The sequence below is a fragment of the Corynebacterium sp. CQ3829_602738 genome (assembly GCF_054478435.1).
On the sequence record NZ_CM137003.1, the window covers coordinates 2,191,487 to 2,216,669 of the forward strand.

Annotated in this window: 25 protein-coding genes; 10 read left to right on the plus strand and 15 right to left on the minus strand. The window is 65.6% G+C overall.

Going from position 1 to position 25,183, the window contains the following annotated elements:
- The first annotated feature begins 6 nt into the window (after positions 1 to 6).
- The 3 genes from ACX1NL_RS10495 to ACX1NL_RS10505 are packed head-to-tail and all read left to right on the plus strand — an operon-like array spanning position 7 to position 3,225.
- Positions 7 to 258, plus strand: coding sequence for a hypothetical protein (locus tag ACX1NL_RS10495; protein ID WP_448237179.1), 252 nt, complete (start codon positions 7 to 9; stop codon positions 256 to 258).
- Positions 255 to 1,400, plus strand: coding sequence for an alpha/beta hydrolase (locus ACX1NL_RS10500; protein ID WP_448237181.1), 1,146 nt, complete (start codon positions 255 to 257; stop codon positions 1,398 to 1,400). Before ACX1NL_RS10495 ends, ACX1NL_RS10500 begins: the two co-directional genes overlap by 4 nt.
- A gap of 58 nt (positions 1,401 to 1,458) precedes the next feature.
- Complete coding sequence (locus ACX1NL_RS10505; protein ID WP_239307542.1) at positions 1,459 to 3,225, plus strand: pyruvate dehydrogenase; 1,767 nt, start codon at positions 1,459 to 1,461, stop codon at positions 3,223 to 3,225.
- Positions 3,226 to 3,379: 154 nt separating this feature from the next.
- On the opposite strand, the gene ACX1NL_RS10510 is transcribed toward ACX1NL_RS10505, so the two are convergent.
- Together ACX1NL_RS10510 and ACX1NL_RS10515 are read right to left on the minus strand one after the other, a co-directional pair.
- On the minus strand, positions 3,380 to 3,736 hold the full coding sequence (locus tag ACX1NL_RS10510) for a hypothetical protein (RefSeq protein ID WP_458898123.1): 357 nt from the start codon (positions 3,734 to 3,736) through the stop codon (positions 3,380 to 3,382).
- A gap of 72 nt (positions 3,737 to 3,808) precedes the next feature.
- Positions 3,809 to 4,228 carry a hypothetical protein gene (locus ACX1NL_RS10515; RefSeq protein ID WP_458898124.1) on the minus strand — a complete coding sequence of 140 codons (420 nt, stop codon included), beginning with the start codon at positions 4,226 to 4,228 and terminating at the stop codon, positions 3,809 to 3,811.
- 282 nt (positions 4,229 to 4,510) lie between these two features.
- On the opposite strand from ACX1NL_RS10515, the gene ACX1NL_RS10520 reads away from it, so the two are divergent.
- On the plus strand, positions 4,511 to 4,864 hold the full coding sequence (locus ACX1NL_RS10520) for a hypothetical protein (protein WP_458898125.1): 354 nt from the start codon (positions 4,511 to 4,513) through the stop codon (positions 4,862 to 4,864).
- Positions 4,865 to 5,036: 172 nt separating this feature from the next.
- Here ACX1NL_RS10520 and ACX1NL_RS10525 read toward each other — a convergent pair whose 3' ends face one another.
- The 5 genes from ACX1NL_RS10525 to exaC form a co-directional block, all read right to left on the minus strand.
- A complete protein-coding gene (locus ACX1NL_RS10525) occupies positions 5,037 to 5,447 on the minus strand; it encodes a heat shock protein transcriptional repressor HspR (RefSeq protein WP_070472076.1) in 411 nt (136 codons plus the stop codon).
- 21 nt (positions 5,448 to 5,468) lie between these two features.
- Positions 5,469 to 6,650 (minus strand): molecular chaperone DnaJ, encoded by a 1,182-nt coding sequence (gene dnaJ / locus ACX1NL_RS10530; RefSeq protein ID WP_448237191.1) that lies wholly within the window; start codon positions 6,648 to 6,650, stop codon positions 5,469 to 5,471.
- Between the two features lie 145 nt (positions 6,651 to 6,795).
- Positions 6,796 to 7,491, minus strand: coding sequence for a nucleotide exchange factor GrpE (gene grpE, locus ACX1NL_RS10535; protein ID WP_269511459.1), 696 nt, complete (start codon positions 7,489 to 7,491; stop codon positions 6,796 to 6,798).
- Between the two features lie 14 nt (positions 7,492 to 7,505).
- Positions 7,506 to 9,347, minus strand: coding sequence for a molecular chaperone DnaK (dnaK, locus tag ACX1NL_RS10540; RefSeq protein ID WP_181889173.1), 1,842 nt, complete (start codon positions 9,345 to 9,347; stop codon positions 7,506 to 7,508).
- Positions 9,348 to 9,591: 244 nt separating this feature from the next.
- Positions 9,592 to 11,112, minus strand: a complete 1,521-nt coding sequence (gene exaC, locus ACX1NL_RS10545) for an acetaldehyde dehydrogenase ExaC (RefSeq protein ID WP_269511462.1) — start codon at positions 11,110 to 11,112, stop codon at positions 9,592 to 9,594.
- 142 nt (positions 11,113 to 11,254) lie between these two features.
- On the opposite strand from exaC, the gene ACX1NL_RS10550 reads away from it, so the two are divergent.
- Positions 11,255 to 12,658, plus strand: a complete 1,404-nt coding sequence (locus tag ACX1NL_RS10550) for an AI-2E family transporter (RefSeq protein WP_458898126.1) — start codon at positions 11,255 to 11,257, stop codon at positions 12,656 to 12,658.
- A 45-nt stretch (positions 12,659 to 12,703) separates the two neighbouring features.
- Positions 12,704 to 13,228, plus strand: a complete 525-nt coding sequence (locus tag ACX1NL_RS10555; RefSeq protein WP_458898127.1) for a type 1 glutamine amidotransferase domain-containing protein — start codon at positions 12,704 to 12,706, stop codon at positions 13,226 to 13,228.
- Positions 13,229 to 13,560: 332 nt separating this feature from the next.
- Here ACX1NL_RS10555 and ACX1NL_RS10560 read toward each other — a convergent pair whose 3' ends face one another.
- Genes ACX1NL_RS10560 through ACX1NL_RS10595 form a run of 8 tightly spaced genes read right to left on the minus strand, consistent with a single transcriptional unit; the run spans position 13,561 to position 20,642 of the window.
- Positions 13,561 to 14,127: a nucleosidase gene (locus ACX1NL_RS10560; RefSeq protein ID WP_458898128.1), complete on the minus strand. Its 567-nt coding sequence runs from the start codon at positions 14,125 to 14,127 to the stop codon at positions 13,561 to 13,563.
- A gap of 6 nt (positions 14,128 to 14,133) precedes the next feature.
- Complete coding sequence (locus ACX1NL_RS10565) at positions 14,134 to 15,057, minus strand: sulfite exporter TauE/SafE family protein (RefSeq protein WP_458898931.1); 924 nt, start codon at positions 15,055 to 15,057, stop codon at positions 14,134 to 14,136.
- Between the two features lie 10 nt (positions 15,058 to 15,067).
- Positions 15,068 to 15,706, minus strand: a complete 639-nt coding sequence (locus tag ACX1NL_RS10570) for a sirohydrochlorin chelatase (RefSeq protein ID WP_458898129.1) — start codon at positions 15,704 to 15,706, stop codon at positions 15,068 to 15,070.
- Between the two features lie 11 nt (positions 15,707 to 15,717).
- Positions 15,718 to 17,013: a sulfate adenylyltransferase subunit 1 gene (locus ACX1NL_RS10575; protein WP_458898130.1), complete on the minus strand. Its 1,296-nt coding sequence runs from the start codon at positions 17,011 to 17,013 to the stop codon at positions 15,718 to 15,720.
- Positions 17,013 to 17,927 (minus strand): sulfate adenylyltransferase subunit CysD, encoded by a 915-nt coding sequence (gene cysD / locus ACX1NL_RS10580; protein WP_194560608.1) that lies wholly within the window; start codon positions 17,925 to 17,927, stop codon positions 17,013 to 17,015. The genes ACX1NL_RS10575 and cysD overlap by 1 nt, the downstream gene beginning before the upstream one ends.
- 17 nt (positions 17,928 to 17,944) lie before the next feature.
- Positions 17,945 to 18,724, minus strand: a complete 780-nt coding sequence (locus ACX1NL_RS10585) for a phosphoadenylyl-sulfate reductase (protein ID WP_458898131.1) — start codon at positions 18,722 to 18,724, stop codon at positions 17,945 to 17,947.
- Positions 18,721 to 18,981, minus strand: a complete 261-nt coding sequence (locus ACX1NL_RS10590) for a hypothetical protein (RefSeq protein ID WP_070472049.1) — start codon at positions 18,979 to 18,981, stop codon at positions 18,721 to 18,723. The genes ACX1NL_RS10585 and ACX1NL_RS10590 overlap by 4 nt, the downstream gene beginning before the upstream one ends.
- Positions 18,978 to 20,642 carry a nitrite/sulfite reductase gene (locus ACX1NL_RS10595; RefSeq protein ID WP_458898132.1) on the minus strand — a complete coding sequence of 555 codons (1,665 nt, stop codon included), beginning with the start codon at positions 20,640 to 20,642 and terminating at the stop codon, positions 18,978 to 18,980. The genes ACX1NL_RS10590 and ACX1NL_RS10595 overlap by 4 nt, the downstream gene beginning before the upstream one ends.
- Positions 20,643 to 20,880: 238 nt before the next feature.
- Between ACX1NL_RS10595 and ACX1NL_RS10600 the strand changes: the two genes are divergently transcribed.
- The 4 genes from ACX1NL_RS10600 (at position 20,881) to ACX1NL_RS10615 (ending at position 25,183) form a co-directional block, all read left to right on the plus strand.
- A complete protein-coding gene (locus ACX1NL_RS10600) occupies positions 20,881 to 22,251 on the plus strand; it encodes an FAD-dependent oxidoreductase (protein WP_458898133.1) in 1,371 nt (456 codons plus the stop codon).
- 190 nt (positions 22,252 to 22,441) lie between these two features.
- Positions 22,442 to 23,590, plus strand: a complete 1,149-nt coding sequence (locus ACX1NL_RS10605) for a sensor histidine kinase (RefSeq protein ID WP_458898134.1) — start codon at positions 22,442 to 22,444, stop codon at positions 23,588 to 23,590.
- On the plus strand, positions 23,587 to 24,249 hold the full coding sequence (locus tag ACX1NL_RS10610) for a response regulator transcription factor (RefSeq protein WP_458898135.1): 663 nt from the start codon (positions 23,587 to 23,589) through the stop codon (positions 24,247 to 24,249). The genes ACX1NL_RS10605 and ACX1NL_RS10610 overlap by 4 nt, the downstream gene beginning before the upstream one ends.
- A gap of 82 nt (positions 24,250 to 24,331) precedes the next feature.
- Entirely contained in the window at positions 24,332 to 25,183 is an 852-nt protein-coding gene (locus ACX1NL_RS10615) for an ATP-binding cassette domain-containing protein (protein ID WP_181889184.1), read from the plus strand.

A 25,183-nucleotide genomic window follows, 5' to 3' on the forward strand; every position in this document is an offset into this window, starting at 1 on the left:
CGTTGCATGACATTTCTTCAATTGACCACAGAGACCGCACGTGCCGCCCGCAGCTGCATCCGCAGCTTCGGCACCCTTCCCACCGCCCACTTAAGCCCGTCGCGCTCCGCATCCGCGCTCGCAACGTTGCAGGACACGGAGCATTTGCTTGTCGACGACACCACGTCCCGCCTTGACACCCACCTCCACGATGTCGTCGCGTTTGCGTCCGAAGTGGAGCAGGCAGATGCCCGATTCGGCAAGGAGCTAACGCCATGACATACAAACCAGCACTGATCGCATCCGAATTGTTCGCCGCGGCCGCCGCCACCAGATTGGCCGCTGAGGGTGCGCGGGAGCGCGCGGAACACGCGCCGTTTTCAGCCGCTGTGATTGCGGATTCCGGGTTCCGTGGCCCCGCGTTCGAGGTCTCTGCGGCCAGGTTTGCGGACTACGGCTCGTCGCTAGGCGCAAGCGCCGAGCGGCTGGAGCAAGCCTCGGTGGCTTTGGTCGCCGCCGCCGCACTGCAGCAGCAGTTTGACGAGGCCGCCGAGTTCATCGGCATGTACTCCCACTCACGTGTCGTGCTGTGGCTCAACGGCATGTCCATGATGCTGGACCTGAGGCTGTCTCGGACCCTGTTGGGCGCATCTGGCAAAGAGCAGGACTACGACCCGCTGTTCGACCACCCGGACGAGTCCTTCGAATCCCTGCACGCCCGGCACGCGCAGACGGTGCCGGCCTCCACGCTGCGCGCGGTGGAGGACGCCGGCGGCGTTCTCCTGGAGGCCGGGCCGACCGCGAGCACGGTGCTCGTCGGCGACGCGGTGGACCCGGCGCGCGTGATCACCATGGTCGCAGGCGCGACCACCGGCAAACCGTCGCAGCTGCCGGGCGAGCTGGAAAAGGCCCGGATGCTCTCGGAGAAAACCGGGGCCGCGGTGGTGGTGTGGCAGGGCTACGCCCCTCCCCCGCTACTCACGGACGCAGCCTCGCCCCACCGCGCCCACGCCGGCGCGGACGACCTCGCCATGTTCCAAGCCGCGCTGGAGGAGCGCTTCCCTGACGCGCAAAAGACCGTGGTGTCCCACAGCTACGGCACGCTTTTGGCCACTAAGGCGGCGCACCAGCACGGGTTGCTCGCGGACGACCTGTGGATCCTGGGCAGCGCTGGCGTGTCTGGCGAGCACGTCTCAAAGCTGACGCTCGCAGGGCCGGAGGCGACGGTGCACGTGGTGGATTCCCCCGAAGACCCGATCCTGCTGCTGCGCTCCGGGCCGACGGCGGCGCTCGGCTCGTCGCCGTCGTACATCGGGTGGGGCGGCGAGCGTGTGCTGGGTGTGAGAGGCGACCACACCGACTACTTCACAGACCCCGCGTTCTTGTCTGCTTTGCAACAGCGCGCCGACCCGCCTGCGTAAATGTCGTTACCATGGCGCACGTTGAATGAAACCACCTATAAGGAGAATTAGGTAGACAATGCCCAACTTTGCAGAACAAGTAGTCAAGCGCCTAGAGGATCAAGGCATTAAGCGCATTTACGGCCTGGTGGGCGATTCGCTCAACCCGCTGTCCGACGCCGTGCGTCAAAGCGACATCGAGTGGGTCCACGTGCGCAACGAGGAGGCCGCCGCCTTCGCCGCGGGCGCCGATTCCCTCGCCGCCGATGAGCTCGCCGTGTGCGGCGCCTCTTGCGGCCCGGGTAACACCCACTTCGTGCAGGGCCTGTTTGAGTCCCACCGCAACGGCGCGAAGGTGCTGGCCATCGCGTCCCACATCCCCACCATGGAAATCGGCTCCTCCTTCTTCCAGGAGACCCACCCGGAGCTGCTCTTCCAGGAGTGCTCCTCCTACTGCGAGGTTGTCCACGAGGCGGACCAGGGCATGCGTGTGTTGCACAACGCCCTGCAGAACACCCTCGCTGGCAACGGTGTGTCCGTGATGATCGTGCCTGGCGACGTCTTCGCCGCCGACACCGCCGAGGGCCCGCACACCGCGGACTCCGTGTACGCCACCGGCGCCAACAAGCGCGTCTACCCGGACCCGCACGAGGCTGCCCGCCTGGTGGAGGCGATTAACAAGGCCGACAAGGTCACCCTGTTCTGCGGCTACGGCGCGCGCGACGCACGCGACGAGGTCTTCGCCCTGGCGGAGAAGATCAAGTCCCCCATCGGCCACTCCTTCCGCGGCAAGATGTACTTCGAGTACGACAACCCGTACGACGTCGGCATGTCCGGCCTGCTCGGCTACGGCGCTTGCCTGGACGCGATGGAAGAGTCCGACCTGTTCATCATGGTGGGCACCGACTTCCCGTACACCGACTGGCTGCCGGACGAGAACGTCGCCCAGATCGACATCGACGGCACCCACATCGGCCGCCGCACCAAGGTGGACTACCCGGTCGTCGGCGACGTGAAGAGCGTCATCGAAAACATCCTCCCGCACATCGAGGAGAAGTCCGACCGCAAGTTCCTGGACAAGATGCTCAAGCGCCACTACCAGCTGCTCGAGCACGTGGTGAAGCACTACACCCACAAGGCAGCGGAGTCCAAGAAGCCGATCCACCCGGAGCTCGCCGCATCCGTGCTGGACAAGCTCGCGGACGACGACGCGTACTTCACCGTCGACACCGGCATGTGCAACGTGTGGTCCTCGCGTTACCTCACCCCGAACGGCAAGCGCGACGAGGCTGCATCGTTCCTTCACGGCACCATGGCGAATGCGCTGCCGATGGCGATCGGCGTGCAGGCCGCGTTCCCGGACCGCCAGGTCATCTCCTGGTCCGGCGACGGCGGGCTGGGCATGCTCATGGGCGAGCTGCTCACCATCAAGCTGCACCAGCTGCCGGTGAAGGTGATCTGCTTCAACAACTCCTCGCTGGGCATGGTGAAGCTGGAGATGATGGTGGCCGGCATGCCGTACTTCGGCACCGACCACGAGCAGGCCAACTACGCCGAGATTGCCAAGGGCGTGGGCATTAAGTCCTTCCGCATCGAGGACCCGGACGACCTCGAGCCGGTGCTCAAGGAGGCCCTGGCCTACGACGGCCCGGTGCTCGTGGACATTGTCACCGACCCGGAGGCACTCTCCCTGCCGCCGGGAATCACCTGGGACATGATGAAGGGCTTCACCAAGTCCGGCGCCCGCACCGCCTTCCTCGAGGGCGGCGTCGGCCGCCTGTTCAACCTGGCCAAGTCCAACCTCCGCCACATCGGCGGTGCCGCGGCCATCGAGTTCGGCGGTTAAGTCCGGCCCGGTAGCCTCCTCAATGCGGAAACACATCGGCGTATGTAGTGTTGTGGAGGCTTCAAAAAGCCCCTAGCCCTCCATGGCTAGGAAGCGTTTCGAATTTTTACAGCACAAACGCCCGCGCTCACGTGTTCATTGCGCGGGCGTTTTGTCATTCCGCACTTGATTTCCACTGCCGATACCCCAGCGCCCGCCGGATCAACGCCGACCACCCGACGACCTGCAGCACAATGGACGTCGCTCCAAATGTGGCGTTGAGCCAAAACTGATCCTCGTAGGGAAACCCGGTCAGCCTCAGCACGAGACCGGCAACGTACGCGACACCCAGGTAGCCAGCGTCAACGACGAAGTCGTTCACCCGGCGGTTCTGCAGGGGAAGCCCGATGAGCAGCGCTGCGGCGAGCATCCCCAGCAGGGGGACGACAATGTAGCCGCCGAATGCCGCCACGCCTGGAAACGCGACACACAGAATCGCGAGCAGCAGAAACTCGGGGATGCGAAACCCCACGGTCGCGTGTCTTTAAGCAGCGGCGGTTCGCTGACACCTGCCATCATGTGGCCGAGTATTCGAGCCTCCGCATTACTTCCTCTTCCACGCCAGGAGCGCAATTGCGCGCCGCAGCGCCGCGGAGACCCCGGTCAGGAATATGGCTGCGGCGACGTACGGCATGATGGCCGGCAGCGCGCCGTACGGATTATCGCTCTTGGCCAGAATGACGGCGACGAGAACGCCCACCACGACGTAGGCGGCATCTCCCCAAAACCTGTTCACCGGCTGGCGCTGCAGCGGAATGCCCAGCACCATGCACATCAGCAAGACACCCAGCAACATCGGAGCGACGAAAAACAATGCAAACCCAAAACCGGCGCTGATTTCGGCGTTCGCATCCTCAACCACCATCCACGCCAACGCCGCAACCAACAGGATGACTTCCGGGAAACGGAACCGCCACGGACCGGTCTCTTTGAGCAGCGGCGGAGCGCCAGCCTGAGTCGTCATGCGGCCGAGTTTAAAACCCCGACCGCTACTGCGCGCTGCGCCGGCGACGTCGAGAAGCAGCTGGCTCCCACGTGACCACCGCTGAAGAAGGAAATTCAGTAACCCCGGCGATGTGCTTTCGCAGGGATCGTTCCGGGGCTTTCGGGGGAGAGTATACAGGGGACCTCCTCGACCTCCTCGCGCGACGTCTTAGGCTTGACCATTCTGGTGGCCACCAAGGCATCAACGGCCGCAGCCGACGTCAACGCCGACGGCACCAACTGAAGCAACTGTGAATCGGTCGTGAAACAAACCTCCTTCGGTTCGCCGTTCACGACCACCCTGGCGCCAAGGGACATTGGGGGCTTTGTGCCGATCGCTACGTATCAGATTGGATACAAACGATTTCTCAGTCCTGCATCAGATAGCTGGCCGCCTTACCATTGCGGTGAATTTGTTGTAATTGCTGTACCTGATAGGAGACCGACAATTAATTTCTCGATGCAGGAATTTCTCGTCTATGCGATCCTGGCTTTCATCGTAATTGCGGTGATTTGGTGGGTAGTCAAAATTCTGAAGGGTTTCGCCAACGGGTACCGATCGGTGAATGAAACGGATTTGCGTACTGATACCGACAAGCAAATGGATAGGATGTAGGGGGAGCTTGCTAAGCGAAAAAGGGCGAGGAACTATTGAAGTCCTCGCCCTTTTTGCAGTTTCCTAAGGCTTGATTTCTACGCAGATGTAGTTACTCCACTGCCCTTAAGCCTTTACACCAGACAATCACGCGTTGATGAGCTCCAAGCACAACGCCCGTAAGGAGTATCACCTACCGTGCGCTGCGCCGGCGGCGTCGAGAAGCAGCTGGCTCCCACGTGACTACCGCTGTTGAGCGGGGTACGTGCACGAGCTCGCCGCCCCGGCGCCCACCGGACTGCAGCTTCTGGCGCAGCTCCTCGTTGTGGCCGCGCTGGGTTTCCAGCTCGTCCTGGAGATCCTCGATCTGCTGGGATAGCTCGATGATCGTCTTGATGCCGGCGAGGTTGACGCCCTCCTCCTGGGAGAGGTGCTGGATGCGGCGCAGCATGGAGATGTCACGACGCGAGTAGCGGCGGCCGCCGCCCTTGGTGCGCATCGGCGTGACCAGGCCGAGCCTGTCGTAGGTGCGCAGGGTCTGCGCGTGCATGCCGGTGAGCTCGGCGGCGACGGAGATGACAAAGTACTCCTGTTTTTCATCCATCGTCTACACCTCCTTCCTGGGCTAGAGCCCGGCCCACCCGGCGCGCGGGTCGAAGCCGGAGTCCTTCTCAGCCTGGGCGTAGGCGCGCAGCGCGGAGGTGGCGGACGGATCCAAATCCTTTGGCACCTTCACTTCGACGGTGACCATCAGGTCGCCGGCGCCGGAGCGCTTCGGGATGCCGCGGCCCTTGACGCGCAGGGTGCGCCCGTTCGGTGTGCCAGCCGGGACCTTGACCTTCACCGGGTTGTCCAGGGTGGGCACCGTTATGGTTGCGCCGAGGGCGACCTCGGAGAACGCGACCGGGACGGTGACTTCTAGGTCGTCGCCGGAGCGGGTGAACACCTCGTCGCCTCGCACGTGCACGGTGACAAACAGGTCGCCGGCGGGCGTGCCGTTCGGGCCCGCCTCGCCTTGGCCTGCCAGGCGCACCTTCTGCCCGTCGATCACGCCGGCGGGGATGCGCACGGTGATGGAGCGGGTGCGCCGCACGGTGCCGGTGCCGCCGCAGGTGGTGCAGGGGTCCTCGATGATTTCGCCGGTGCCGCCACAGTTCGTGCAGGGACGTGCCATGCCGAAGGCGCCGGAGTTCTCGCGGATGTAGCCGGAGCCGGAGCACATCTGGCATGTGTGGGTTTTGCCGTCCTTGGAACCGGAGCCGTGGCAGGTGGTGCACGGCGCGTCGCCGGTGAGCTCGACCGGGATGGTCGTGCCCTTGGCTGCCTCGCGGAAGTCGAGGGTTATTTCCGTTTCGACGTCGGCCCCCCGCGACGGCCGAGCGTTCCTGCCAGCACCGCCGCGGCCGCCAAAGAAGCCACCGAAGATATCACCAAGGCCGCTGTCTCCAGCTTGTCCACCAGCGGCTGATCCGAAGATGTCGGAGAGGTCGAATTCCGCTTCCGTGCCGCGAAACCCGCCCGGAAAGCCGGACCCTCCTCCCCGCCCGAACCGGCCGAAGCCGCCCGAGCTGATCATGGATTTCAGCTGGTCGTATTCCTTGCGCTTCTGCTCGTCGCCGACAACGTCGTACGCCTCGGCCACCCTCTTGAACTTCTCCTCCGCCTTCTTGTTGCCGGGGTTCGAGTCGGGGTGGTTTTCGCGTGCGAGCTTGCGGTATGCCTTCTTAATATCGGCAGCACTTGCCGACGAGCTCACGCCCAAGTCGCCGTAATAATCCTTATCTGCCCATTCTTGCTGCATAGCCATCTCGCACCCTCCTTTCCTCTACAAAGAGTATTGAGTCTGTCTCGCTAAAGTTTGTTCACTAATTTATCTAAGTACAAAGGCCGGGGACGAGGCCGCGTGGGTCCGCGCTACCTCATTCCCCGGCCCTGGCATCCGAGCGTTTTCGCTACTCGGCGGTGTCGGCTTCTGGCTCGCCGGCCGGCTCGGCGGGATCGGCGGGATCCGCAATGATCACCATGGCGTTTCGCACCAGGCGGTCCCCGATCATGTAGCCCTTGCGCAGCACCGTGCCCACGGCCTTGGTGTCGCCCTGGGACAGGTCTTGCACTGCCTCGTGGATCTCCGGGTTGAACGCGTCGCCCTCGGCGCCGAACTCCTTGATGCCCTGGCCGGCGACGATCGCGCGGAACTTGTCGGCAAACGCCTTCAGCGGGCCCTGCTCCAAGTCGCCGTGCTGCTCGGCCAGATCCAGGTCGTCCAGAAGCGGCAGCAGCTGGGTGGCAAACTTCGCCTTCGCGGTGTTGGCCAGCTCGCCGCGCTCGCGCTCGGTGCGACGGCGGTAGTTCGCGTACTCCGCGCTGACTCGCTGGAGCGACTCGGTGCGCTCCGCCAGCTGCAGTTCAATGTCGCTGACTGCGCCGTCGCCGTCAGCGTCCGGGTCGATCTCGTTCTCCGCGATCTTCGCGGCGTCCTCGAGCTCGGCGTCCGCGGCTAAGAGGGGGTCCTCGTCCGTGGCAAGCGCCTCGGACTCAGCGGCCTCGTCGGCGAGCGTTTCCGCCTGGTCGGGGGACACGTACTCAGGGTCCGTGGCCTCCGGAGCGCCCGGGTTGTCCGGCATCTGCTCGTTCTGCGGATTCGTCATCAGACGTCGCCTCCTTACTTATTGTCGGAATCGGTTGCGTCGTCGTCCTCGACAACCTCAGCGTCGACCACGTTGTCGTCGCCTGCGGCGGCGTCAGCCTGGGTTGCGCCCTCGTTCGCCTGAGCCTCGTAGAGCGCGGTGCCCATTGCCTGGGACTCGGTGTTGAGCTTCTCCACGGCGGACTTGATGGCATCCAGGTCCTCGCCCTTGAGCGCCTCGTCCACAGCGTCGGCAGCCTCGGTCACGCGGCCCTTGATGTCCTCCGGCAGCTTCTCGCCGTTTTCATCCATGAACTTGCGGGTCTGGTAGGCCATGGTCTCCGCGTTGTTGCGGGTCTCCTGCTCCTCGCGGCGCTTCTTGTCTTCGTCGGCGTGAGCCTCGGCGTCCTTGATCATGCGATCGATCTCTTCGTCGGACAGACCGGAGCCGTCCTGGATCTTGATCGTGTTCTCCTTGCCGGTGGCCTTGTCCTTCGCGGACACGGACACGATGCCGTTGGCGTCGATGTCGAAGGTGACTTCGATCTGCGGCACACCGCGCGGAGCCGGTGCGATGCCTGCCAGCTCGAAGGAGCCGAGCAGCTTGTTCGCGGACGCGATCTCGCGCTCGCCCTGGAAGACCTGGATCTGCACGGACGGCTGGTTGTCCTCAGCCGTGGTGAAGGTCTCCGAACGCTTCGTCGGGATGGTGGTGTTGCGCTCGATGAGCTTGGTCATTACGCCGCCCTTGGTCTCGATGCCGAGGGAAAGCGGAGTGACGTCGAGAAGCAGCACGTCCTTGACGTCGCCGCGCAGCACGCCAGCCTGCAGAGCAGCACCCAGCGCCACAACCTCGTCCGGGTTGACGGACTTGTTCGGCTCCTTGCCGGTCAGTTCCTTGACCAGCTCGGACACGGCCGGCATACGGGTGGAGCCGCCGACCAGGACCACGTGGTCGATGTCGCCGACGGACATGCCAGCGTCCTTGACCACCTGGTTGAACGGGCTCTTGGTGCGGTCCAGCAGGTCGGAGGTGATCTTCTGGAACTCGGTGCGGGTCAGCGTCTCATCCAGGAACAGCGGGTTCTTCTCGGAGTCCACGGTGATGTACGGCAGGTTGATGGAGGCCTGCTGTGCGGACGACAGCTCAATCTTGGCCTTCTCCGCAGCCTCGCGCAGACGCTGCATCGCCATCTTGTCCTTGGACAGGTCAACGCCGTTCTGAGACTTGAACTTGTCCACGAGCCACTCAACGATGCGGTTGTCCCAGTCATCGCCGCCGAGCTCGTTGTCGCCGGCGGTAGCCAGCACCTCGACGACACCGTCGCCGATCTCCAGCAGGGACACGTCGAAGGTGCCGCCGCCAAGGTCGAAGACCAGGATGGTCTCTTCCTTCTCGTTCTTGTCCAGGCCGTACGCCAGGGCAGCCGCGGTCGGCTCGTTGACAATGCGCAGCACATCGAGGCCCGCGATCTGGCCGGCCTCCTTGGTGGCCTGACGCTGAGCGTCCTCGAAGTACGCCGGGACGGTAATAACAGCCTCGGTGACTTCCTCGCCGAGGTACGCCTCCGCGTCACGCTTCAGCTTCTGCAGGGTGCGGGCAGAGATCTCCTGCGGGGTGTACTTCTTGTCGTCGATCTCCACGGTCCAGTCCTCGCCCATGTGGCGCTTGACGGAGCGGATCGTTCGGTCGACGTTGGTCACAGCCTGGTTCTTCGCGGACTGGCCAACCAGGACCTCGCCGTTCTTCGCGAAAGCGACGACGGACGGGGTGGTGCGGGAGCCCTCCGCGTTAGCGATGACAACCGGCTCGCCGCCCTCGAGGACGGAGACGACCGAGTTCGTGGTGCCAAGGTCAATACCAACTGCACGTGCCATAAGAGTTATTCCTCCTGTTGAGAAGTGGTTTATCAGTAAGTTGATGTGCTCCGACTCAACTTGACGGCCACCACTATAACACCGGCGGCGACGTTCTTGAGTCTGTCGCACTCATAGGTAACAACGGCACGTGCACCAAAGTTGTTCCCACTCGACGCAACTTTCTTTGTTTCCGCAGCTCAACATAAAGAAAAACCTCCGGTTGCGAGGGCAACCGGAGGCGTATCCGTCGACAAGCAACTGCCTAGAACAGGCCAGTCTCCTGCTCCGAGTAAGAGACCAGGAGGTTCTTGGTCTGCTGGTAGTGGTCCAGCATCATCAGGTGCGTCTCGCGGCCGATGCCGGACTGCTTGTAGCCGCCGAACGCCGCGTGGGCCGGGTAGGTGTGGTACTGGTTCACCCACACGCGACCAGCCTGAATGGCGCGGCCGGCCTTGTAGGCCGTGGTGCCGGAGCGTGCCCACACGCCCGCACCAAGGCCGTAGATGGTGTCGTTGGCGATGGAGATGGCCTCGTCGAAGTCCTTGAAAGTGGTCACGGACATCACCGGGCCGAAGATCTCCTCCTGGAAGATGCGCATGTCGTTGGTGCCCTTGAACACGGTCGGCTCGATGTAGAGGCCGTTTTCCAGGCCGTCGATTGTGTTCACGCCGCCGCCGGTGAGCACCTCCGCGCCCTCCTGGGGCCCAAGCTCCAGGTAGGACTGGATCTTGTTCATCTGCTCGGTGGAGGCCTGCGCGCCCATCATGGTGTCGGTGTCCAGCGGGTTGCCCGTCTTGATCTGCTTGACGCGCTGCACGCCGAGTTCCAGGAACTCGTCTGCGATGGACTCGTGCACCAGCGCGCGCGACGGGCAGGTGCACACCTCGCCCTGGTTCAGCGCGAACATGGCGAAGCCTTCGACGGCCTTCTTCTTGAAGTCGTCGTCCTTTTCAAAGATGTCCTCGAAGAACAGCGCCGGGGACTTGCCGCCGAGCTCGAGCGTGACCGGGATGATCTTGTCCGCCGCGGCCTTGTTGATGATCTTGCCCACCTCGGTCGAGCCGGTGAAGGCGATCTTGGCAATACGGTCGGAGCCGGACAGCGCAGCACCCGCCTCGTCGCCCATGCCGTTGACAATGTTCAGCACTCCCGCCGGGATCAGGTCGCCGACCAAATCCATCAGGTACAGGATCGACGCCGGGGTCTGCTCCGCCGGCTTGAGCACGATTGCGTTGCCCGCAGCCAGCGCCGGGGCAAGCTTCCAGGCCGCCATGAGCAGCGGGAAGTTCCACGGGATGATCTGGCCGACCACGCCGAGCGGCTCGTTGAAGTGGTAGGCGACGGTGTCCTCGTCGATCTGGCTCAGGCGGCCCTCCTGCGCGCGCAGCGCACCCGCGTAGTAGCGGAAGTGGTCGACGGCCAGCGGGATATCGGCGGCGAGCGTCTCACGCACCGCCTTGCCGTTTTCCCAGGTCTCCGCCACCGCGAGCTCCTCGAGGTGCTCCTCCATACGGTCCGCGATCTTCAGCAGCACCATCGCGCGCTCCGCCGGGGAGGTTTTGCCCCAGGCGGGCGTGGCCTTGTGCGCGGCGTCGAGCGCGAGGTTGATGTCAGCTTCCTTGCCGCGCGCCACCTGGCAGAACACCTCGCCGGTGACGGGGGTGATGTTGTCGAAGTACTCGCCGTCTACCGGGGCGACCCAGTCGCCGCCGATGTAGTTGTCGTAACGCTCGCGGTACTTGACGTTCGAGCCTTCAGTTCCGGGGTTCGGGTAGATGGTCATTTCCAGGCCTTTCTTACATCGAGGTCAGGTTGTGGCCCACGCTACACTTATCTCCGCATGTGGTCTAGAGCATTTTGCTTTGCGACGCCCATCCGGCTCCCACGACATATGCATTAACCAGCATCTCTGGCACAATGAGCGCGTGACTACACATGAAAACAACGACTACGTCGGCGCGCTCGACACCGCCGTCGACGATGTCCGGATGCTGCCCACTCCGGCAGACGCGGCCCAGGAGCTCTCCAAGGAGCCCGTGGACCGCGGCGACATCATCGCCTCCGACGGCCGCACCGCCGCCGCCTGGGCGCTGCGCTTCATCATCATCGTCGCCGCCACCGCGATCCTGCTTTACCTGCTCAAATGGGTCTGGATGGGCCTTCTTCCCATCCTGCTCGCCCTGATCCTTGCCACCGTGCTGTGGCCTCCGGTGCGCTGGATGCGAAACCACAAGATCCCCGCCGCCCTCGCCGTGTTCATCACGCTGATCGGCACCTTCGGCATTCTCGGGGGCATCATCGCCGCGATGGCGCCGACCGTGAAGTCGCAGGGCACCGAGCTCGGCCACCAGGCGGAACAGGGCATCAACCAGATCATCGCCTGGCTGAAGGAACAGAACTTCACCTTCCTCGAGCCGGAACGCATCCAGCAGGCCGTGGACCAGGCCACCGCGTTTGTGAAGGGCCAGGCGTCAAACATCGCCTCCGGGGTGTTCTCCGGCATCGGCGCGATTACGTCGGTAGGCACGACGCTCGCGTTGACACTCGTGCTGCTGTTCTTCTTCCTCAAAGACGGCGACCGTTTCCTGCCCTGGGTCCGCAAGTACACCGGCGTGCGCGCCGGCTGGCACCTCACCGAGGTGTGCATGCGCTCCTGGAACACCCTGTCCGGCTTCATCCGCACCCAGGCCATCGTTTCTTTGGTGGATGCCGTCTTCATCGGTTTGGGCCTGCTCTTCCTGGGCGTGCCGCTGTGGCCCGTGCTGGCTGTGGTGACCTTCTTCGCCGGCTTCATCCCCATCGTCGGTGCGATCTCCGCAGGCGCCTTGGCCGTGATCATCGCGCTGGTGTCCAACGGGTTCATGAACGCCGTGTTCGTGCTCATCCTCATCATCGCCGTGCAGCAGCTGGAGGGCAACGTCCTCTCCCCGATCCTGCAGTCCCAGGCCATGGGCCTCCACGCCGCCGTGGTCCTGCTCGCCGTGGCCGTGGGCGGTACCCTGTTCGGCATCGTCGGCGCGTTCCTCGCCGTGCCGGTCGCCGCCGTCGCCGCTGTCTGGCTGCGCTACTGGGCCGAGATGGTCTCGCTGCGCTCCGGTGAAATCACCGCCGATGAGATAGCCATGGCCACGCAACAAACCCAAACCATGGATTCGAAGACGTCCTTCCTCGCCGTGCGCGACCACATGATGCGCATGGCAAAGCGAGAAAAGTCCAACACCAAGGTCCCCGTCAAGGAAGGCCTCGGCTCCACCCGCGTTCCCTTGGGCGAGGCCGAGGGAGAGCCCGACGTCCCGGGCCGCACCCACGCCATCAAAGACGAAGAATAGGTACGGTGGGCGCCGTACTTACTCATCGACGAAAGGACGAAAACCATGGCAGACCTCAACGGCAAGAACATCGCGATTATCGCCACTGACGGCTTCGAGGACTCGGAGCTGACTTCCCCGAAGGAGGCCGTGGAGTCCGCCGGCGCGATCACTAAGGTCATCTCCACCGAGACCGGTGAGATCGAAGGCAAGAAGGGCGCGAAGGTAGCTGTCGACGCCAAGACGGCCGACGCCTCCGCCGACGAGTTCGACGCCCTTATCCTGCCCGGCGGCACCATTAACGCCGACACCATCCGCACCGACGCCGACGCCGTCGCCCTGGTCAAGGCGTTCAAGGATGCCGGCAAGCCGATCGGCGTGATCTGCCACGGCGGCTGGATCCTCGCCGACGCCGACCTGCTCAAGGGCGTCAAGCTCACCTCCGTAGCCAACGTCAAGACCGACCTGGCCAACGCCGGCGCCAACTGGGTCGACGAGGAAGTTGTGGTCGACTCCGGCTTCATTTCTTCCCGCACCCCGGACGACCTGCCGGCATTCAACGCCACGCTCGTGGAGGAGTTCGCGAAGTAGGGCTCTGTTCCCTCCGCCTGCTGGGTTTGCCCCGGCGGGCGTTTTCTTTGCCTGATGTGGGAGTTGGCTTCAGCGCGGACCGATTCTCCGGTTCAGTGCTGTCGAAAGTTCGAATCGTCTAGCAACCTCAGCGAAACGCTAGACGATTAGGCCAATACCGGCAATCGTTTTCAACATCACCTGGGGGAACACCACCCGACTTGGCTGATCGTCTAGCAGCGTTGGGTGGGCTACTAGACGATCCGCATTCTCAACGGAGTCGAGTCTGGAAAAGCCCATCGGAAGCCGGCGCCAGCGATCGAAAAATAGGCGAGTCCGTCGAAGTGATTGGATTACCGCAGGTGGTCGCGCAACGCCTGCTCCAGCTCGACGCGGGCGCGTTCCAGGGCTGCCTCCCACACCTCGGAGGCGGACTCATCGGCGGAGTCGGAGACCTGCTTGAGCAGGGTCAGCGGCACGCCGAAGGTGGAGCACACCGCTGCCAGGGCGTAGCCCTCCATGTCCACGAGCTGGCATTCGCGGGCGAGCTCGTCGCGCAGGTCGGAGCGGTTCACAAAGGCGTCGCCGGTGGCGAGCTTGGCCTTGGGCAGCTCCGTCAGCGGGTCGAAGGAGAACCAGCGCGGGTAGACAAAGTCGGTGATCTCGGAGGTGCCGCCGACTTTGAAGTCGTGCTTGACGGCGTCGGAAACCTCGTAGACGCCGGGCTCCAAGTCCACCAGGGCGCCGGCGGTGCCGACGTTGATCACGCGCGACGGCAGAGGGCCTTCGGATAGGCGGCTGGTCAGCGCGATTGCGGCGGGCAGGGTGCCGATGCCGGTGATGAGCACCTCGTGGTCGCCTCCGGACATGATGTCCGCGGCTTCTTCCTTCATGGCTGCGACGATAAGCAAGTCAGACATGGTTGCTTATCGTAGGCGCGCTGGCTCCGGGTCGACCACTGTCGCGCCCTCGCGCTCCCCCGCCGCCTTGGAATTCTCGCGCGCCTTGAGCACGCCGCGCACGGATAGCGCCGCGCCCACGATCAGGACGGCAACGCGCACGGCCCACAGTCCGGAGTCCACGCCGAGGAACTTCAGCACCACCGGCAGGTTCAAGAACACAATCAGGGTGCCCACCACCCCGCCGAGGGCGATGGGGTTCATGCGGGTGACCACCCACGCGCCGATCGGCGCGGCGATGACTCCGCCTGCCAACAGCGCGAGCACTCCGGCGAGGTTGGCCATCAGGTCGTTCCACATGCCCACCGCAAACCCGAGGGTGGCTGCCAGGGTGACCAGGAACTCCGCGGTGTTGACGGTGCCGACGATGCGGCGCGGCTCGGAGCGCCCCGCGGTCAGCAGCGTCGAGGTGGTCACGGGCCCCCAGCCCCCGCCGCCGGTGGCGTCCACGAAGCCGCCGAACAGGCCCAGCCCGGCCAGGAACCCGCGCGAGTGCGGCTTTTCAGCCAGCTTGCGCTGCGTCAGCCCGCGCGCGAAGCGCAGCATCAGGTTCAGCCCGATCAGCGCGAGGATCAGCGACATCACCGGCCGTGCCGCTTCGGTGGACAGCCGTACCAGCACGGTCGCGCCGAGGAAAGCGCCGATTGCGCCGGGGATGCCGATGGCGATGGCGGTGCGCCAGTCCACGTTGCCGAAGCGGGTGTGCGCGACGCCGGAGGCCAGCGTGGTGCCCAGCTCGGCGGTGTGCACGACGGCGGACGCGGCGGCGGGCGTGAGCCCGGCCAGCGCGATGAGCATGGTGGATGAGGTGGCGCCGAAGCCCATGCCGAGGCCGCCGTCGACAAGTTGGGCGGCCAGGCCGGCCACGGCGATGAGCAGCAGCGTCTCAATCTTGTACATTTCAGGCGTCCTTTTCGGCGGCGCGGTATCGGTTGGCAACGACGTCCGCGAGGTCTGTGGTTAACGGCCCAGAAGCTGACAGGTGCAGCGGGATCCGGTCCAGGAGTGTTCCGTGGGTGACAAACAGCGGCAGCACGTGCGTGTGCCTATCGACGAACCTCCGGTCGCCCCTCGTCGCCTGCACCACCGACACCTCGATCCCGGCCAAACGTGCCAGGTCATCCGCCAGGTTGGCGTAGTTCGCAGCCTGTGCAGTGTCCGATGTGCCGACGGGGAAGAGGGTGGCGTGGGGCGCCGAAGGGGCGTCGATAAGCAAACGCTTGTGCAGGACCTCGGCGATGTCGGGGCCGGTGCCGAGCGGCTCGGCAAGGGTGAGGTCGCAGTGGGCCCGCGCCTCGGCGAGGTGGGCCGGCACGTCCACTTTCGCGTGGAACGCGCGGGTGAACAGCAGCGGCACGACGATGGCGCGCGGGCTGTCCAGCGCGGCGGCCGCCTCGGCGAGGGTGGGGCGGTCGAACTCGAGGTGCGCGTCCGCCCACTCCACGCCGAGCTTGCCGGCCGCCGCTTCCGTGAGCGCGCGGATGCCCTCCTTGGCGCGCGGGTGGCGCGAGCCGTGTGAGAGGGTGATCAGCGCGGTCATGGCGGGTGCTCCTAGCGCAGGCGCTTTCCGACGAGACCCGCGGCCAGCGTGTTGCCGGAAGACTGGTCCACGAGCAGGAAGTTGCCCACCGCGCCGCGGGCGGCGTAGGGCTCGACCGGCAGCTCGTCGGCGGTCTGGATGGTCACGTGCGCGATCTCGTTGAGGGCGACAGCCTCGGGCGAGGTGTTGTCGCCGGCGGCGCCGTCGATGTCGAGGACGCGGTCCACGCTGGCCACGCGGGCGCGCACGAACGCGGTGCCGATGCGCAGCTTCACGGCCTGCCCGGCGCGCAGCTCCTTCTCGGTGAGCCCCACGACGGTGGCGGCGAACTCCCGCACGTCCTCCGGCCGGGTGCCCGAGGCCAAAAGGTCGCCGCGGGTCAGGTCGATCTCGTCCGCCAAGCGCAGGGCGACGGAGTCGCCGGCGTGGGCGGTGTCCACCGGGCCGTCGGAGGTGTCGATGCCGGCCACGGTGGTGGTGCGGCCGTGCGGGGCGAGGATCTCGTCGCCGACGGAGACGGAACCGGCGTTGACGCGGCCGGCGTAGGCGCGGTAGTCGGTGGCGTGCTCGCGAAGCACGTACTGGATGTTGAAGCGGAAGTCCAGGTCGTCGGCGCGGCCGTGGTTGACCGGGATGGTCTCCAGCAGCTCCAGCACGGTCGGGCCGTCGTACCAGGGGGTCGCGTCGCTGCGCTCCGCGACGTTGTCGCCCTTGAGCGCGGAGATCGGCACCACGTGCGGGTCCTCGATGCCCAGCTCGGCGGCCTTGGCGTCGAACGCCGCCTTGATCTCGTTGAAGGTCTCCTCGGAGTAGCCGACCAGGTCGATCTTGTTCACCGCCAGGATCACGGTGCGCACGCCCAGCAGCTTGGCCACGGTAAGGTGGCGGATGGTCTGCTCCACCACGCCGTTGCGGGCGTCCACCAGCAGCACGACCACCTGGGAGGTGGACATGCCGGTCACGGTGTTGCGCGTGTACTGCACGTGGCCCGGGGTGTCGGCGAGGATGAAGGTGCGCTTGTCGGTGGCGAAGTAGCGGTAGGCCACGTCGATGGTGATGCCCTGCTCGCGTTCGGCGCGAAGCCCGTCGACAAGCAAAGAAAGATCGAGCCCCTCAAAGCCCCTATCTGCGCTGGTGCGCTCAACGGAGGCGAGCTGGTCGGCGAGGACGGACTTCGTGTCGTGCAGGAGGCGGCCGACGAAGGTGGACTTGCCGTCGTCGACGGAGCCGGCGGTGCACAGGCGCAGCGTTTCGCGGTCCGCCAAAGCGGCTGCGGCGGAGGCGGCTGGAGCGGTAGTCGTAGTCATCAGAAGTAGCCTTCCTTCTTGCGGTCTTCCATGGCGGATTCGCTCAGACGGTCGTCGGCGCGCGTCGCGCCGCGCTCGGTCAGGGTGGAGTTGGCGATCTCGACGAGCACCTCGTCGATCGTGGACGCGTCCGAATCAACCGCGCCCGTGCAGGACATGTCGCCCACGGTGCGGTAGCGCACGCGGCGGGTCTCAAGCTGCTCGCCGTCGCGCGGGCCACCCCACTCGCCCGGGGTCAGCCACATGCCGTCGCGGCCGAACACCTCGCGGTCGTGCGCGAAGTAAATCGACGGCAGGGCGATCCCGCGCGCGCCGATGTACTCCCACACGTCCGCCTCGGTCCAGTTGGAGATGGGGAACACGCGCACGTTCTCGCCCGGCAGTGTCGCGCCGTTGTACAGGTCCCACAGCTCGGGGCGCTGGCGGCGCGGGTCCCAGCCGCCGAAGGAGTCGCGCACGGAAAACACGCGCTCCTTGGCGCGGGCGCGTTCCTCGTCGCGGCGCGCGCCGCCCAGCACGGCGTTGTAGCCGACCTCCGCGATGGTCTCCACCAGCGGCACGGTCTGCAGCGGGTTGCGGGTGCCGTCGGGACGTTCCTGCAGGTCGCCGCGGTCAATCCAGTCCTGCACCTCGGCCACGCGCAGGCGCAGGCCGTGCTTTTCCACGAGCTCGTCCCGGAACTGGATCACTTCCGGGAAGTTGTGCCCGGTGTCCACGTGCAGCAGCTCAATCGGCATCGCCGCCGGCGCGAAGGCCCGGCGCGCCAGCTCGAGCACCACGCACGAGTCCTTGCCGCCGGAAAACAGCAGGCCGATCTTGTCGAACTGCCCGGCCACCTCGCGGATGATGTGGATGGACTCGTTTTCCAAGTCCTTCAGGTGCGGCGACAGCTCAGTTGTCGTTGCTTGCGTCATCTTCTCTAACACTCCTTTTATTCGTGCAGGCCGCACTCGGTCTTGGATGCGAACGCCCAACGCCCCGCGCGCGGGTCCTCCCCCTCGGCCACCGGCATGGTGCAGGTGGCGCAGCCGATGGAGGGGTAGCCCTGACGGGTCAGCGGGTGGATGATCAGGTCGTTGTCTTCCTCGAAGGCCTCCGTGTCCTCCAGCGACCAGGTCACCAGCGGGGAGATCTTCAACCGGCCGGTTCCATCCAGGCTCAGCGCGGGCGCCTCAGCGCGGGTGGGGCCGTCGGCGCGGCGCAGGCCGGTGATCCAGCCGGCGTACGGGCTCATGTGCACCGCCAGCGGCTCCACCTTGCGCATCCGGCAGCACGCGCCGGGATTGCGCAGGTACAGGTTCGGTCCGTACACCTCGTCCTGCTCCGGGCGGGAAAGCTGCGCCTTCGCGCGCACCAGTTCGTGCGTCGGGTAGCGCGCCTCTACCGCGTCGGCCACCTCCAACGTCTCCGGGAAGTGGTACTCGGTGTCCAGGAACAGGAAGTCGGCGTCGGGCAGGTGGCGCTCGGCCAGCTCCGCCAGCACGGTGTTTTCCATGGACAGGGTCACCACGAGCTTGCCGGGGGCGTGCTCGTGGGCCCAGCTCAAGATGTCGGCGGCGGATGCGTCGTAAAGCTTGGGTGCCCACTCCTCGACTAACTGGGCGTTTTGCTTCGCGACGTCCTCCGGCAACGCCGCCGTCTCCTTCGGCCCCTCCGGGCTGATCTCGGGGTCGCGGAAGTTTCCTCCCGGCTGGTTGAGCAGGTTGGTCATCGCTTCTCTTCCTTCACTACTGCGGTATGCCCGTGCCGCGCCAGGGAGGCCTGCAGCGCCTCCTCCGTCGACGGCGCGGGCGCGTGCGGGGTGTCCGGATCGTCCTGGCCGTGGTATTTCACCTCGAAAATTCGCAGGCATTCCCCGCATTTCCAGGCAAAGTCCGTCTCCTCGTTCGGCCAGAGGTCCTCGCCGCCACAATAGGGGCAAAACGAGGGGAAATTGCGGTTCGGATTCGGGGCCCGGCGAAAGCTCATCGCAGGTCGTCCTCGTCCGCGCGGGCGACCCACTGACGGAATGTTTCGCCGTCCTCGCGCTTGTCCACGTAATGCTGCACCACGCGCGTGACGTAATCCGTCAGCTCGGTCGACAGCACCTTGTGGCCGCGCAGCTTGCGGCCGAAGTTCGCGCCCTCGCCGACGGTGCCGCCCAGGTGCACCTGGAAGCCCTCGACCTTCTCGCCGGCGTCGTTCGCCACCATCTGGCCCTTCAAGCCGATGTCGGAGACTTGGTGGCGCGCGCACGCGTTCGGGCAGCCGTTGAGCGAAATCGTGATCGGGGAATCCAGGTCGCCGAAGCGCTCCTCCAGCTCATCCGCCAGCTCGATCGCGCGGGACTTGGTGGTCACGTGCGCGAGCTTGCAGTACTCCAAGCCGGTGCAGCTGAGCAGGCCGCGACGGAACTCGGAGGGTGTGGAGTACAGGCCCATCTCCTCCAAATCAGCCTGCAGCTTCTCGACGTCCTCCGGTGTGATCCCGAGCAGCAGCACCTCCTTGAACGGAGTGAAGCGCAGGTCGGTCACGCCGTAGCGTTCAGCGAGGTCGGCTAGGGCGATGAGCTGCTCGCCGGACATGTGCCCCAGCGTGGGCTTGACGCCGATGTAGACGTTGCCGTCCTTCTGCTCGTGCACGCCGATGTGGTCGCGGTCAACCAGGTTGTTGGGGGCCTTTGGTCCGTCCGGAAGCTTGTAGCCCAAGTAGTCCTCTTCGAGGATCTGGCGGAACTTCGCCACGCCCCACTCCTTGACCAGGAACTTCAGGCGCGCGCGGTTGCGTAGGCGGCGGTAGCCGTAGTCGCGGAAGATCCGCACCACGTTCGCCCACACGTCCGGAACCTGCTCGAGGGTGACGAATGCGCCGAGGGACTGCGCGAGCATCGGGTTGGTGGACAGGCCGCCGCCGACGTAGCACTCGAAGCCGGGGCCGAGCTCGGGGTGCTCGACGCCGATGAAGGCGAGGTCGTTGATCTCGTGGACGACGTCCTGGCGGGCGTTGCCGGAAATCGCGGTCTTGAATTTGCGCGGCAGGTTCTGGAACTCGTCGTCGGTGACGATCTGCTGGATCTCGCGGATCGCCGGGGTGGCGTCAATGATCTCGTCCTTGGCGATGCCGGCGACCGGGGAGCCTAAGATCACGCGCGGCACGTCGCCGCAGGCGTCCCAGGTGTTCAGTCCGTTTGCCTCGAGCTTCTCCCAGATCACGGGGACGTCCTCGATGCGCACCCAGTGGAACTGGATGTTCTGGCGGTCCGTCAGATCCACGGTGGAGCGCGCGTAGTCGCGGGAAAGCTCGCCGACGGCGCGGGCCTGCTCCGTGGAGCAGATGCCGCCGTCGAAGCGGATGCGCATCATGAAGTACTTGTCTTCGAGCACGCTGTTGTCCTCGCCGGTGAACTCCCCGCCCAGGTTCTGCTTGCGCTGGGTGTATAGGCCGAGCCACTTAAAGCGCGGGTAGAGGTCCTCGCGGTCTATGGAGTCGAAGCCGCCCTTGGAGTAGACGTCGATCACGCGCTGCTTGACGTCCAGGACCGGGGACTCCTGCTTGATCTCCTCGTCGTGGTTCAGCGGCGTGCAGCCGTCGATAAGCCACTGCCCCTCCGGCTTTTTGGCGCGTGTCCTGGGCTTCGTGGGTGCGCTCATCTGCTCTCCCTAACTAGACAACTCTGTACACATCCGGGCAGCCCGGAGCTATTGCTGGCCAATAGTGCCGGACTACTCGGTCTAAAACAACCGGACTATCGAAAGTGCCGGTTAATGCCGTGAATGTAAAGGATTTCCGGGGGTTGGGAATGAAAATATTTGCAGGTTTAAGACCACTCGGTCTATACGCTATAGTGTCCAACATCAACACACCCTTTTGCGAAAGGACTACGAACTTATGAGCCTGCGCGTCGCCGTAGTTGGAGCCGGCCCAGCCGGCATTTACGCCTCCGACCTGCTAATCCGCAACGAAGAGCACGACGTCCACGTCGACCTCTTTGAGCAGATGCCCGCCCCCTTCGGCCTGATCCGATACGGTGTGGCCCCCGACCACCCGCGAATCAAGGGCATTGTGAAGTCCCTGCACAACGTGCTGGACAAGGACAAGCTGCGCCTGATCGCCAACGTCACCGTCGGCCGCGACATCACCATCGACGACCTGCGCGACTACTACGACGCCGTGGTCATCTCCACCGGCGCGGTGCGCGACCGCGAGCTGCTCATCCCGGGCGGCGACAAGTCCATCGGCGCCGGCGAGTTCGTCGGCTTCTACGACGGCAACCCGCGCTTCGAGCGCAACTGGAACCTCGAGGCCAAGGAAGTCGCCGTCGTCGGCGTGGGCAACGTGGCACTCGATATCTCCCGCATCCTGGCCAAGACCGGCGACGAGCTCACGGTCACCGAAATCCCGGACAACGTCTACGAGTCCCTGAAGAACAACAAGGCCGAGACCGTGCACATGTTCGGCCGCCGCGGGCCCGCCCAGGCGAAGTTCACGCCGAAGGAGCTGCGCGAGCTCGACGAGTCCGACACCATTCAGGTGCTCGTGGACCCCGAGGACATCGACTACGACGAGCTGTCCGAGCAGGTCCGCCGCTCCGACAAGTCCATCGACCTGAACTGCCAGGTGCTGGAGCAGTACGCCATGCGCGAGCCGGACGACGCCCCGCACAAGATCCACATCCACTTCTTCGAGGAGCCGGTGGAGGTGCTTACCGACGACTCCGGCGCCGTGACCGGCATCCGCACCGAGCGCCAGGAGCTCGACGGCAACGGCGGCATCCGCGGCACCGGCAAGTTCACCGACTGGCCGGTCCAGCAGGTCTACCACGCCGTGGGCTACCGCTCCGAGCCGGTCGAGGGCGTGCCCTTCGACCTCGAGCGCCACGTCATCCCCAACGACGGCGGCCACGTCCTGGTCACCGCAGAGGAAGGCGCAGCACCGGAGGACAAGCTCTACGTCACCGGCTGGATCAAGCGCGGACCCGTTGGCCTGATCGGCAACACCAAGTCCGACGCCAAGGAAACCACCGACATGCTCGTGGCCGACGCCGCGGCAGGCCGCCTCGCCGCCCCGTCGCACACCGGCGCGGACGATATCTTCGATCTGCTCCGCGAGCGCGGTGTGGACTACGCCACCTGGGAAGGCTGGTACAAGCTGGACGAGGCCGAGCGCGCCCTCGGCGCCGCCGACCCGAACTTCCCGCGCGAGCGTAAGAAGATCGTGGAGTGGGAGGACATGCTCGGCCACTCCCGCGCCGGCCATTAGGGCCTCGTGGCGGAAAACCACATCAACCGAATCGACACGTCCGCGCGACGTGTCGATCTTCTGTTGCGGAACTGACCTCGACGGGAGCGGGTGTCTGACCGCCGCTGGGTCACCCGGGAGGACCTATCCTGGTTCGCATGCAATGGCTGGCCACGATGCAGCGCTTCTTCGCCGAGAACGGGGCGAACGCATGAACATAACCTGGCAGCGGGCGACCGTGCTCGTAGTCATCGCGATCCTGACCTTGTTCTTCGCTTTCGACTGGGTCACAGTCCAGTCCCCCTACGGTGCGGCCGGTACCACCGTCGGCGCCGCCCTCATCGCCGTGTGCGGTGCCTGCTGCGCGGCGTACGGCGTCCGCCCCGCCGCAGCCGTCGCCGGGATCGCCGCGTGCGCCAGCGTTGCGCTGTGCCTCAATGCCCTGAGCATCCCCCTCTACTGGGAGCCAGCGCTCGCCTTCGGCGCGGTCGTCACGACCTCCCGGGTGCCCCGGCGCAACCGCACCTGGCTGACCGTCTGGCTCCTCGCGATACCCACCGTCGCACTTTTCACCCACAGCATGTTCACACCGGACTGGCCGGGCAGTCAGTCGGCGGGGCGTGCCGCCGCCGTCGCGGCCCGCGCGGTGGCACTGTCATGGGTCTTCCTCGGCTTCTTTTTCCTTCTCGGCGCTCAGCTTCGCAACCGGCGGGAAAAGATCTCCGAGTTGGAGCAGCAGATCGAATTCGCTCACGTCCGCGAGCGCACCCAGATCGCACGGGAGATGCACGACATCGTCGCCCACACTCTCGCCGGGATCACCACCCTGGCGGACGGTGCGCGATACGCATCCAAACACAACCCAGAAGTGGCCAGGGATGCCCTTGAAACTATCAGCGCCGAATCCCGCACCGCACTGTCGCAGATGCGCGGACTGCTCAGCGTGTTACGCGACGACGATGCCACGGCACCCACCGGCGCTGCCCCGGGCCGACGCGACTTCACCGCGCTGTTCAACGACGCCCGCGCCCGTGGCCTCGACTTAACCGTCGCGGGCTTCGACGAGCTCCCCGAGGATATGCCGCCGCTCACGCTCTTCACCATCTACCGTGTCTGCCAGGAGGCCATCACTAATATGCTGCGCCACGCGCCCGCACCGGAAGGTGCGCTCACCTTTTCCGCCGACGCGAAGTCGGTGCGTGTGGAGGCGGTCAACGCTGCGCCGAAAAGCAAGCACGGCCCCGACGGTTTCGGGCTCGTGGGCATCCGCGAGCGAGTCGCGGCGCACGGCGGGCGCGTGAGCGTGAGCGTGACCGATGACGGCGGCGAGTTCGTCCTGACCGCGGAGGTACCCCGATGATCAACGTAGCGCTTGTGGATGACCAGCCGCTCGTGCGCGCCGGCTTCTCCCTGCTCGTCACCTCCCAGGACGACATGGACGTGATCTGGCAGGCGGGCGACGGCGCGGGGGTGGCCGGGCAGCCGGCGGCGGACATCGTGCTCATGGACATCCAGATGCCCGGCACGGACGGCATCGAGGCTTGCCGCGCGTTGCTCGCCGAGCACCCGAACACCCGCGTGATCATGCTGACCACCTTTGACGAGCGCGACCTCGTCCTCGGCGCGCTTGATGCCGGGGCCTCCGGGTTCCTGCTCAAAGACGCCGACCCTGACGAGCTGCTCGACGCGCTGCGCACCGTCCACGGCGGCGACGCGGTACTCGCGCCGAAGGTGACACGCCACGTCATCGGCGCCGCGCAAGCCCCGGAGCATCAGGAGGCGGCACGCAACGAGGCAATGCTCGAGCGCCTTACCCCGCGCGAGGTGGAGGTCCTGCGCTTGGTGGCGCTGGGCTACTCAAACGAGGAGATTGCCGAGGCCGAGACGCTCTCCCCCGCGACGGTGAAGACACACGTGCACCGCATTCTGTTCAAGACCGAGTCCCGCGACCGCGTCCACGCCGTCCTCTTCGCGTTCCGCGCGGGCTTGGTGGGCACCGGCGAGTTGCTGGGCCACTAGCCGCCTACACCCCAGGGTGTACGCGCCGATTTACACCCGCGGGCGGACGATTTCGCCTGCGCCACGCGCGATTGTGGGAACCATGATCGAAGTTCACAACCTGACCAAACGGTATTCAAGCTCCACCGCCGTCAACGCGCTGTCGTTCACCGCGCCGGACGGCGACGTCACAGGCTTCTTGGGCCCGAACGGCTCCGGCAAGTCCACGACCATGCGCATGATCGTCGGGCTAGAAACCCCAGACGAGGGCGAGGCGCTTATCGACGGCTCCACTTTCCGATCCCTCGACCAGCCCGCACGCGCCGTCGGGGCACTGCTCAACCCGGAATGGATCGCCCCGCACATGACTGGGCGCGGCCACCTGAAGATGGTCGCCGATTACGCCGGCGTGCCGGAATCCCGCGCCGACGAGGCGCTTGAGGCGTTCGGGCTCGCGGAAGCAGCAAAACGGCAAGTGAAAAACTACTCCCTCGGCATGCGACAGCGCCTCGGCGTGGCCAGCGCGCTGATCGCGGACCCATCCAACGTCATCCTGGACGAGCCGGTCAACGGCCTCGACCCGCAGGGCGTGGCCTGGATGCGGGGGCGCATCCGCGAGATGGCCGCCGAGGGTCGTGCGGTAGTCGTCTCTTCGCACCTGATGAGCGAGATGCAGCTCACTGCGGACCGCCTTGTGGTGATCAACCGCGGCCGCCTCGCCGGTGAGGGCCCGCTCGAGGACTTCCTGGGCTCCAACCGGGTTGAGGCGACCTGCAGCGACCCGGCGCGGCTGGCTGAGGCCGTCGGCGGCCAGGTCATCGGCGACTCCGTTGTCGTCGATGACGCCACCGCCCGAGACGTCGGCGAGGCCGCCCAGCGCGCCGGCGTGACGGTGTACTCCCTCCAGGAATCCCGCCGCAGCCTCGAAGAAGTGTTCCTGGAGTCGACGAAATAG

What these genes read in the sequence shown, in the direction of transcription:
- ACX1NL_RS10495 (WP_448237179.1), top strand. Translation starts at nt 7, where the DNA reads ATGACATTTCTTCAATTGACCACAGAGACCGCACGTGCCGCCCGCAGC.
- ACX1NL_RS10500 (WP_448237181.1), top strand. Translation starts at nt 255, where the DNA reads ATGACATACAAACCAGCACTGATCGCATCCGAATTGTTCGCCGCGGCC.
- ACX1NL_RS10505 (WP_239307542.1), top strand. Translation starts at nt 1,459, where the DNA reads ATGCCCAACTTTGCAGAACAAGTAGTCAAGCGCCTAGAGGATCAAGGC.
- ACX1NL_RS10515 (WP_458898124.1), bottom strand. Translation starts at nt 4,228, where the DNA reads ATGACGACTCAGGCTGGCGCTCCGCCGCTGCTCAAAGAGACCGGTCCG.
- ACX1NL_RS10525 (WP_070472076.1), bottom strand. Translation starts at nt 5,447, where the DNA reads ATGGATGAAAAACAGGAGTACTTTGTCATCTCCGTCGCCGCCGAGCTC.
- dnaJ (WP_448237191.1), bottom strand. Translation starts at nt 6,650, where the DNA reads ATGGCTATGCAGCAAGAATGGGCAGATAAGGATTATTACGGCGACTTG.
- grpE (WP_269511459.1), bottom strand. Translation starts at nt 7,491, where the DNA reads ATGACGAATCCGCAGAACGAGCAGATGCCGGACAACCCGGGCGCTCCG.
- dnaK (WP_181889173.1), bottom strand. Translation starts at nt 9,347, where the DNA reads ATGGCACGTGCAGTTGGTATTGACCTTGGCACCACGAACTCGGTCGTC.
- exaC (WP_269511462.1), bottom strand. Translation starts at nt 11,112, where the DNA reads ATGACCATCTACCCGAACCCCGGAACTGAAGGCTCGAACGTCAAGTAC.
- ACX1NL_RS10555 (WP_458898127.1), top strand. Translation starts at nt 12,704, where the DNA reads ATGGCAGACCTCAACGGCAAGAACATCGCGATTATCGCCACTGACGGC.
- ACX1NL_RS10560 (WP_458898128.1), bottom strand. Translation starts at nt 14,127, where the DNA reads ATGTCTGACTTGCTTATCGTCGCAGCCATGAAGGAAGAAGCCGCGGAC.
- ACX1NL_RS10570 (WP_458898129.1), bottom strand. Translation starts at nt 15,706, where the DNA reads ATGACCGCGCTGATCACCCTCTCACACGGCTCGCGCCACCCGCGCGCC.
- ACX1NL_RS10575 (WP_458898130.1), bottom strand. Translation starts at nt 17,013, where the DNA reads ATGACTACGACTACCGCTCCAGCCGCCTCCGCCGCAGCCGCTTTGGCG.
- cysD (WP_194560608.1), bottom strand. Translation starts at nt 17,927, where the DNA reads ATGACGCAAGCAACGACAACTGAGCTGTCGCCGCACCTGAAGGACTTG.
- ACX1NL_RS10585 (WP_458898131.1), bottom strand. Translation starts at nt 18,724, where the DNA reads ATGACCAACCTGCTCAACCAGCCGGGAGGAAACTTCCGCGACCCCGAG.
- ACX1NL_RS10590 (WP_070472049.1), bottom strand. Translation starts at nt 18,981, where the DNA reads ATGAGCTTTCGCCGGGCCCCGAATCCGAACCGCAATTTCCCCTCGTTT.
- ACX1NL_RS10595 (WP_458898132.1), bottom strand. Translation starts at nt 20,642, where the DNA reads ATGAGCGCACCCACGAAGCCCAGGACACGCGCCAAAAAGCCGGAGGGG.
- ACX1NL_RS10600 (WP_458898133.1), top strand. Translation starts at nt 20,881, where the DNA reads ATGAGCCTGCGCGTCGCCGTAGTTGGAGCCGGCCCAGCCGGCATTTAC.
- ACX1NL_RS10605 (WP_458898134.1), top strand. Translation starts at nt 22,442, where the DNA reads ATGAACATAACCTGGCAGCGGGCGACCGTGCTCGTAGTCATCGCGATC.
- ACX1NL_RS10610 (WP_458898135.1), top strand. Translation starts at nt 23,587, where the DNA reads ATGATCAACGTAGCGCTTGTGGATGACCAGCCGCTCGTGCGCGCCGGC.
- ACX1NL_RS10615 (WP_181889184.1), top strand. Translation starts at nt 24,332, where the DNA reads ATGATCGAAGTTCACAACCTGACCAAACGGTATTCAAGCTCCACCGCC.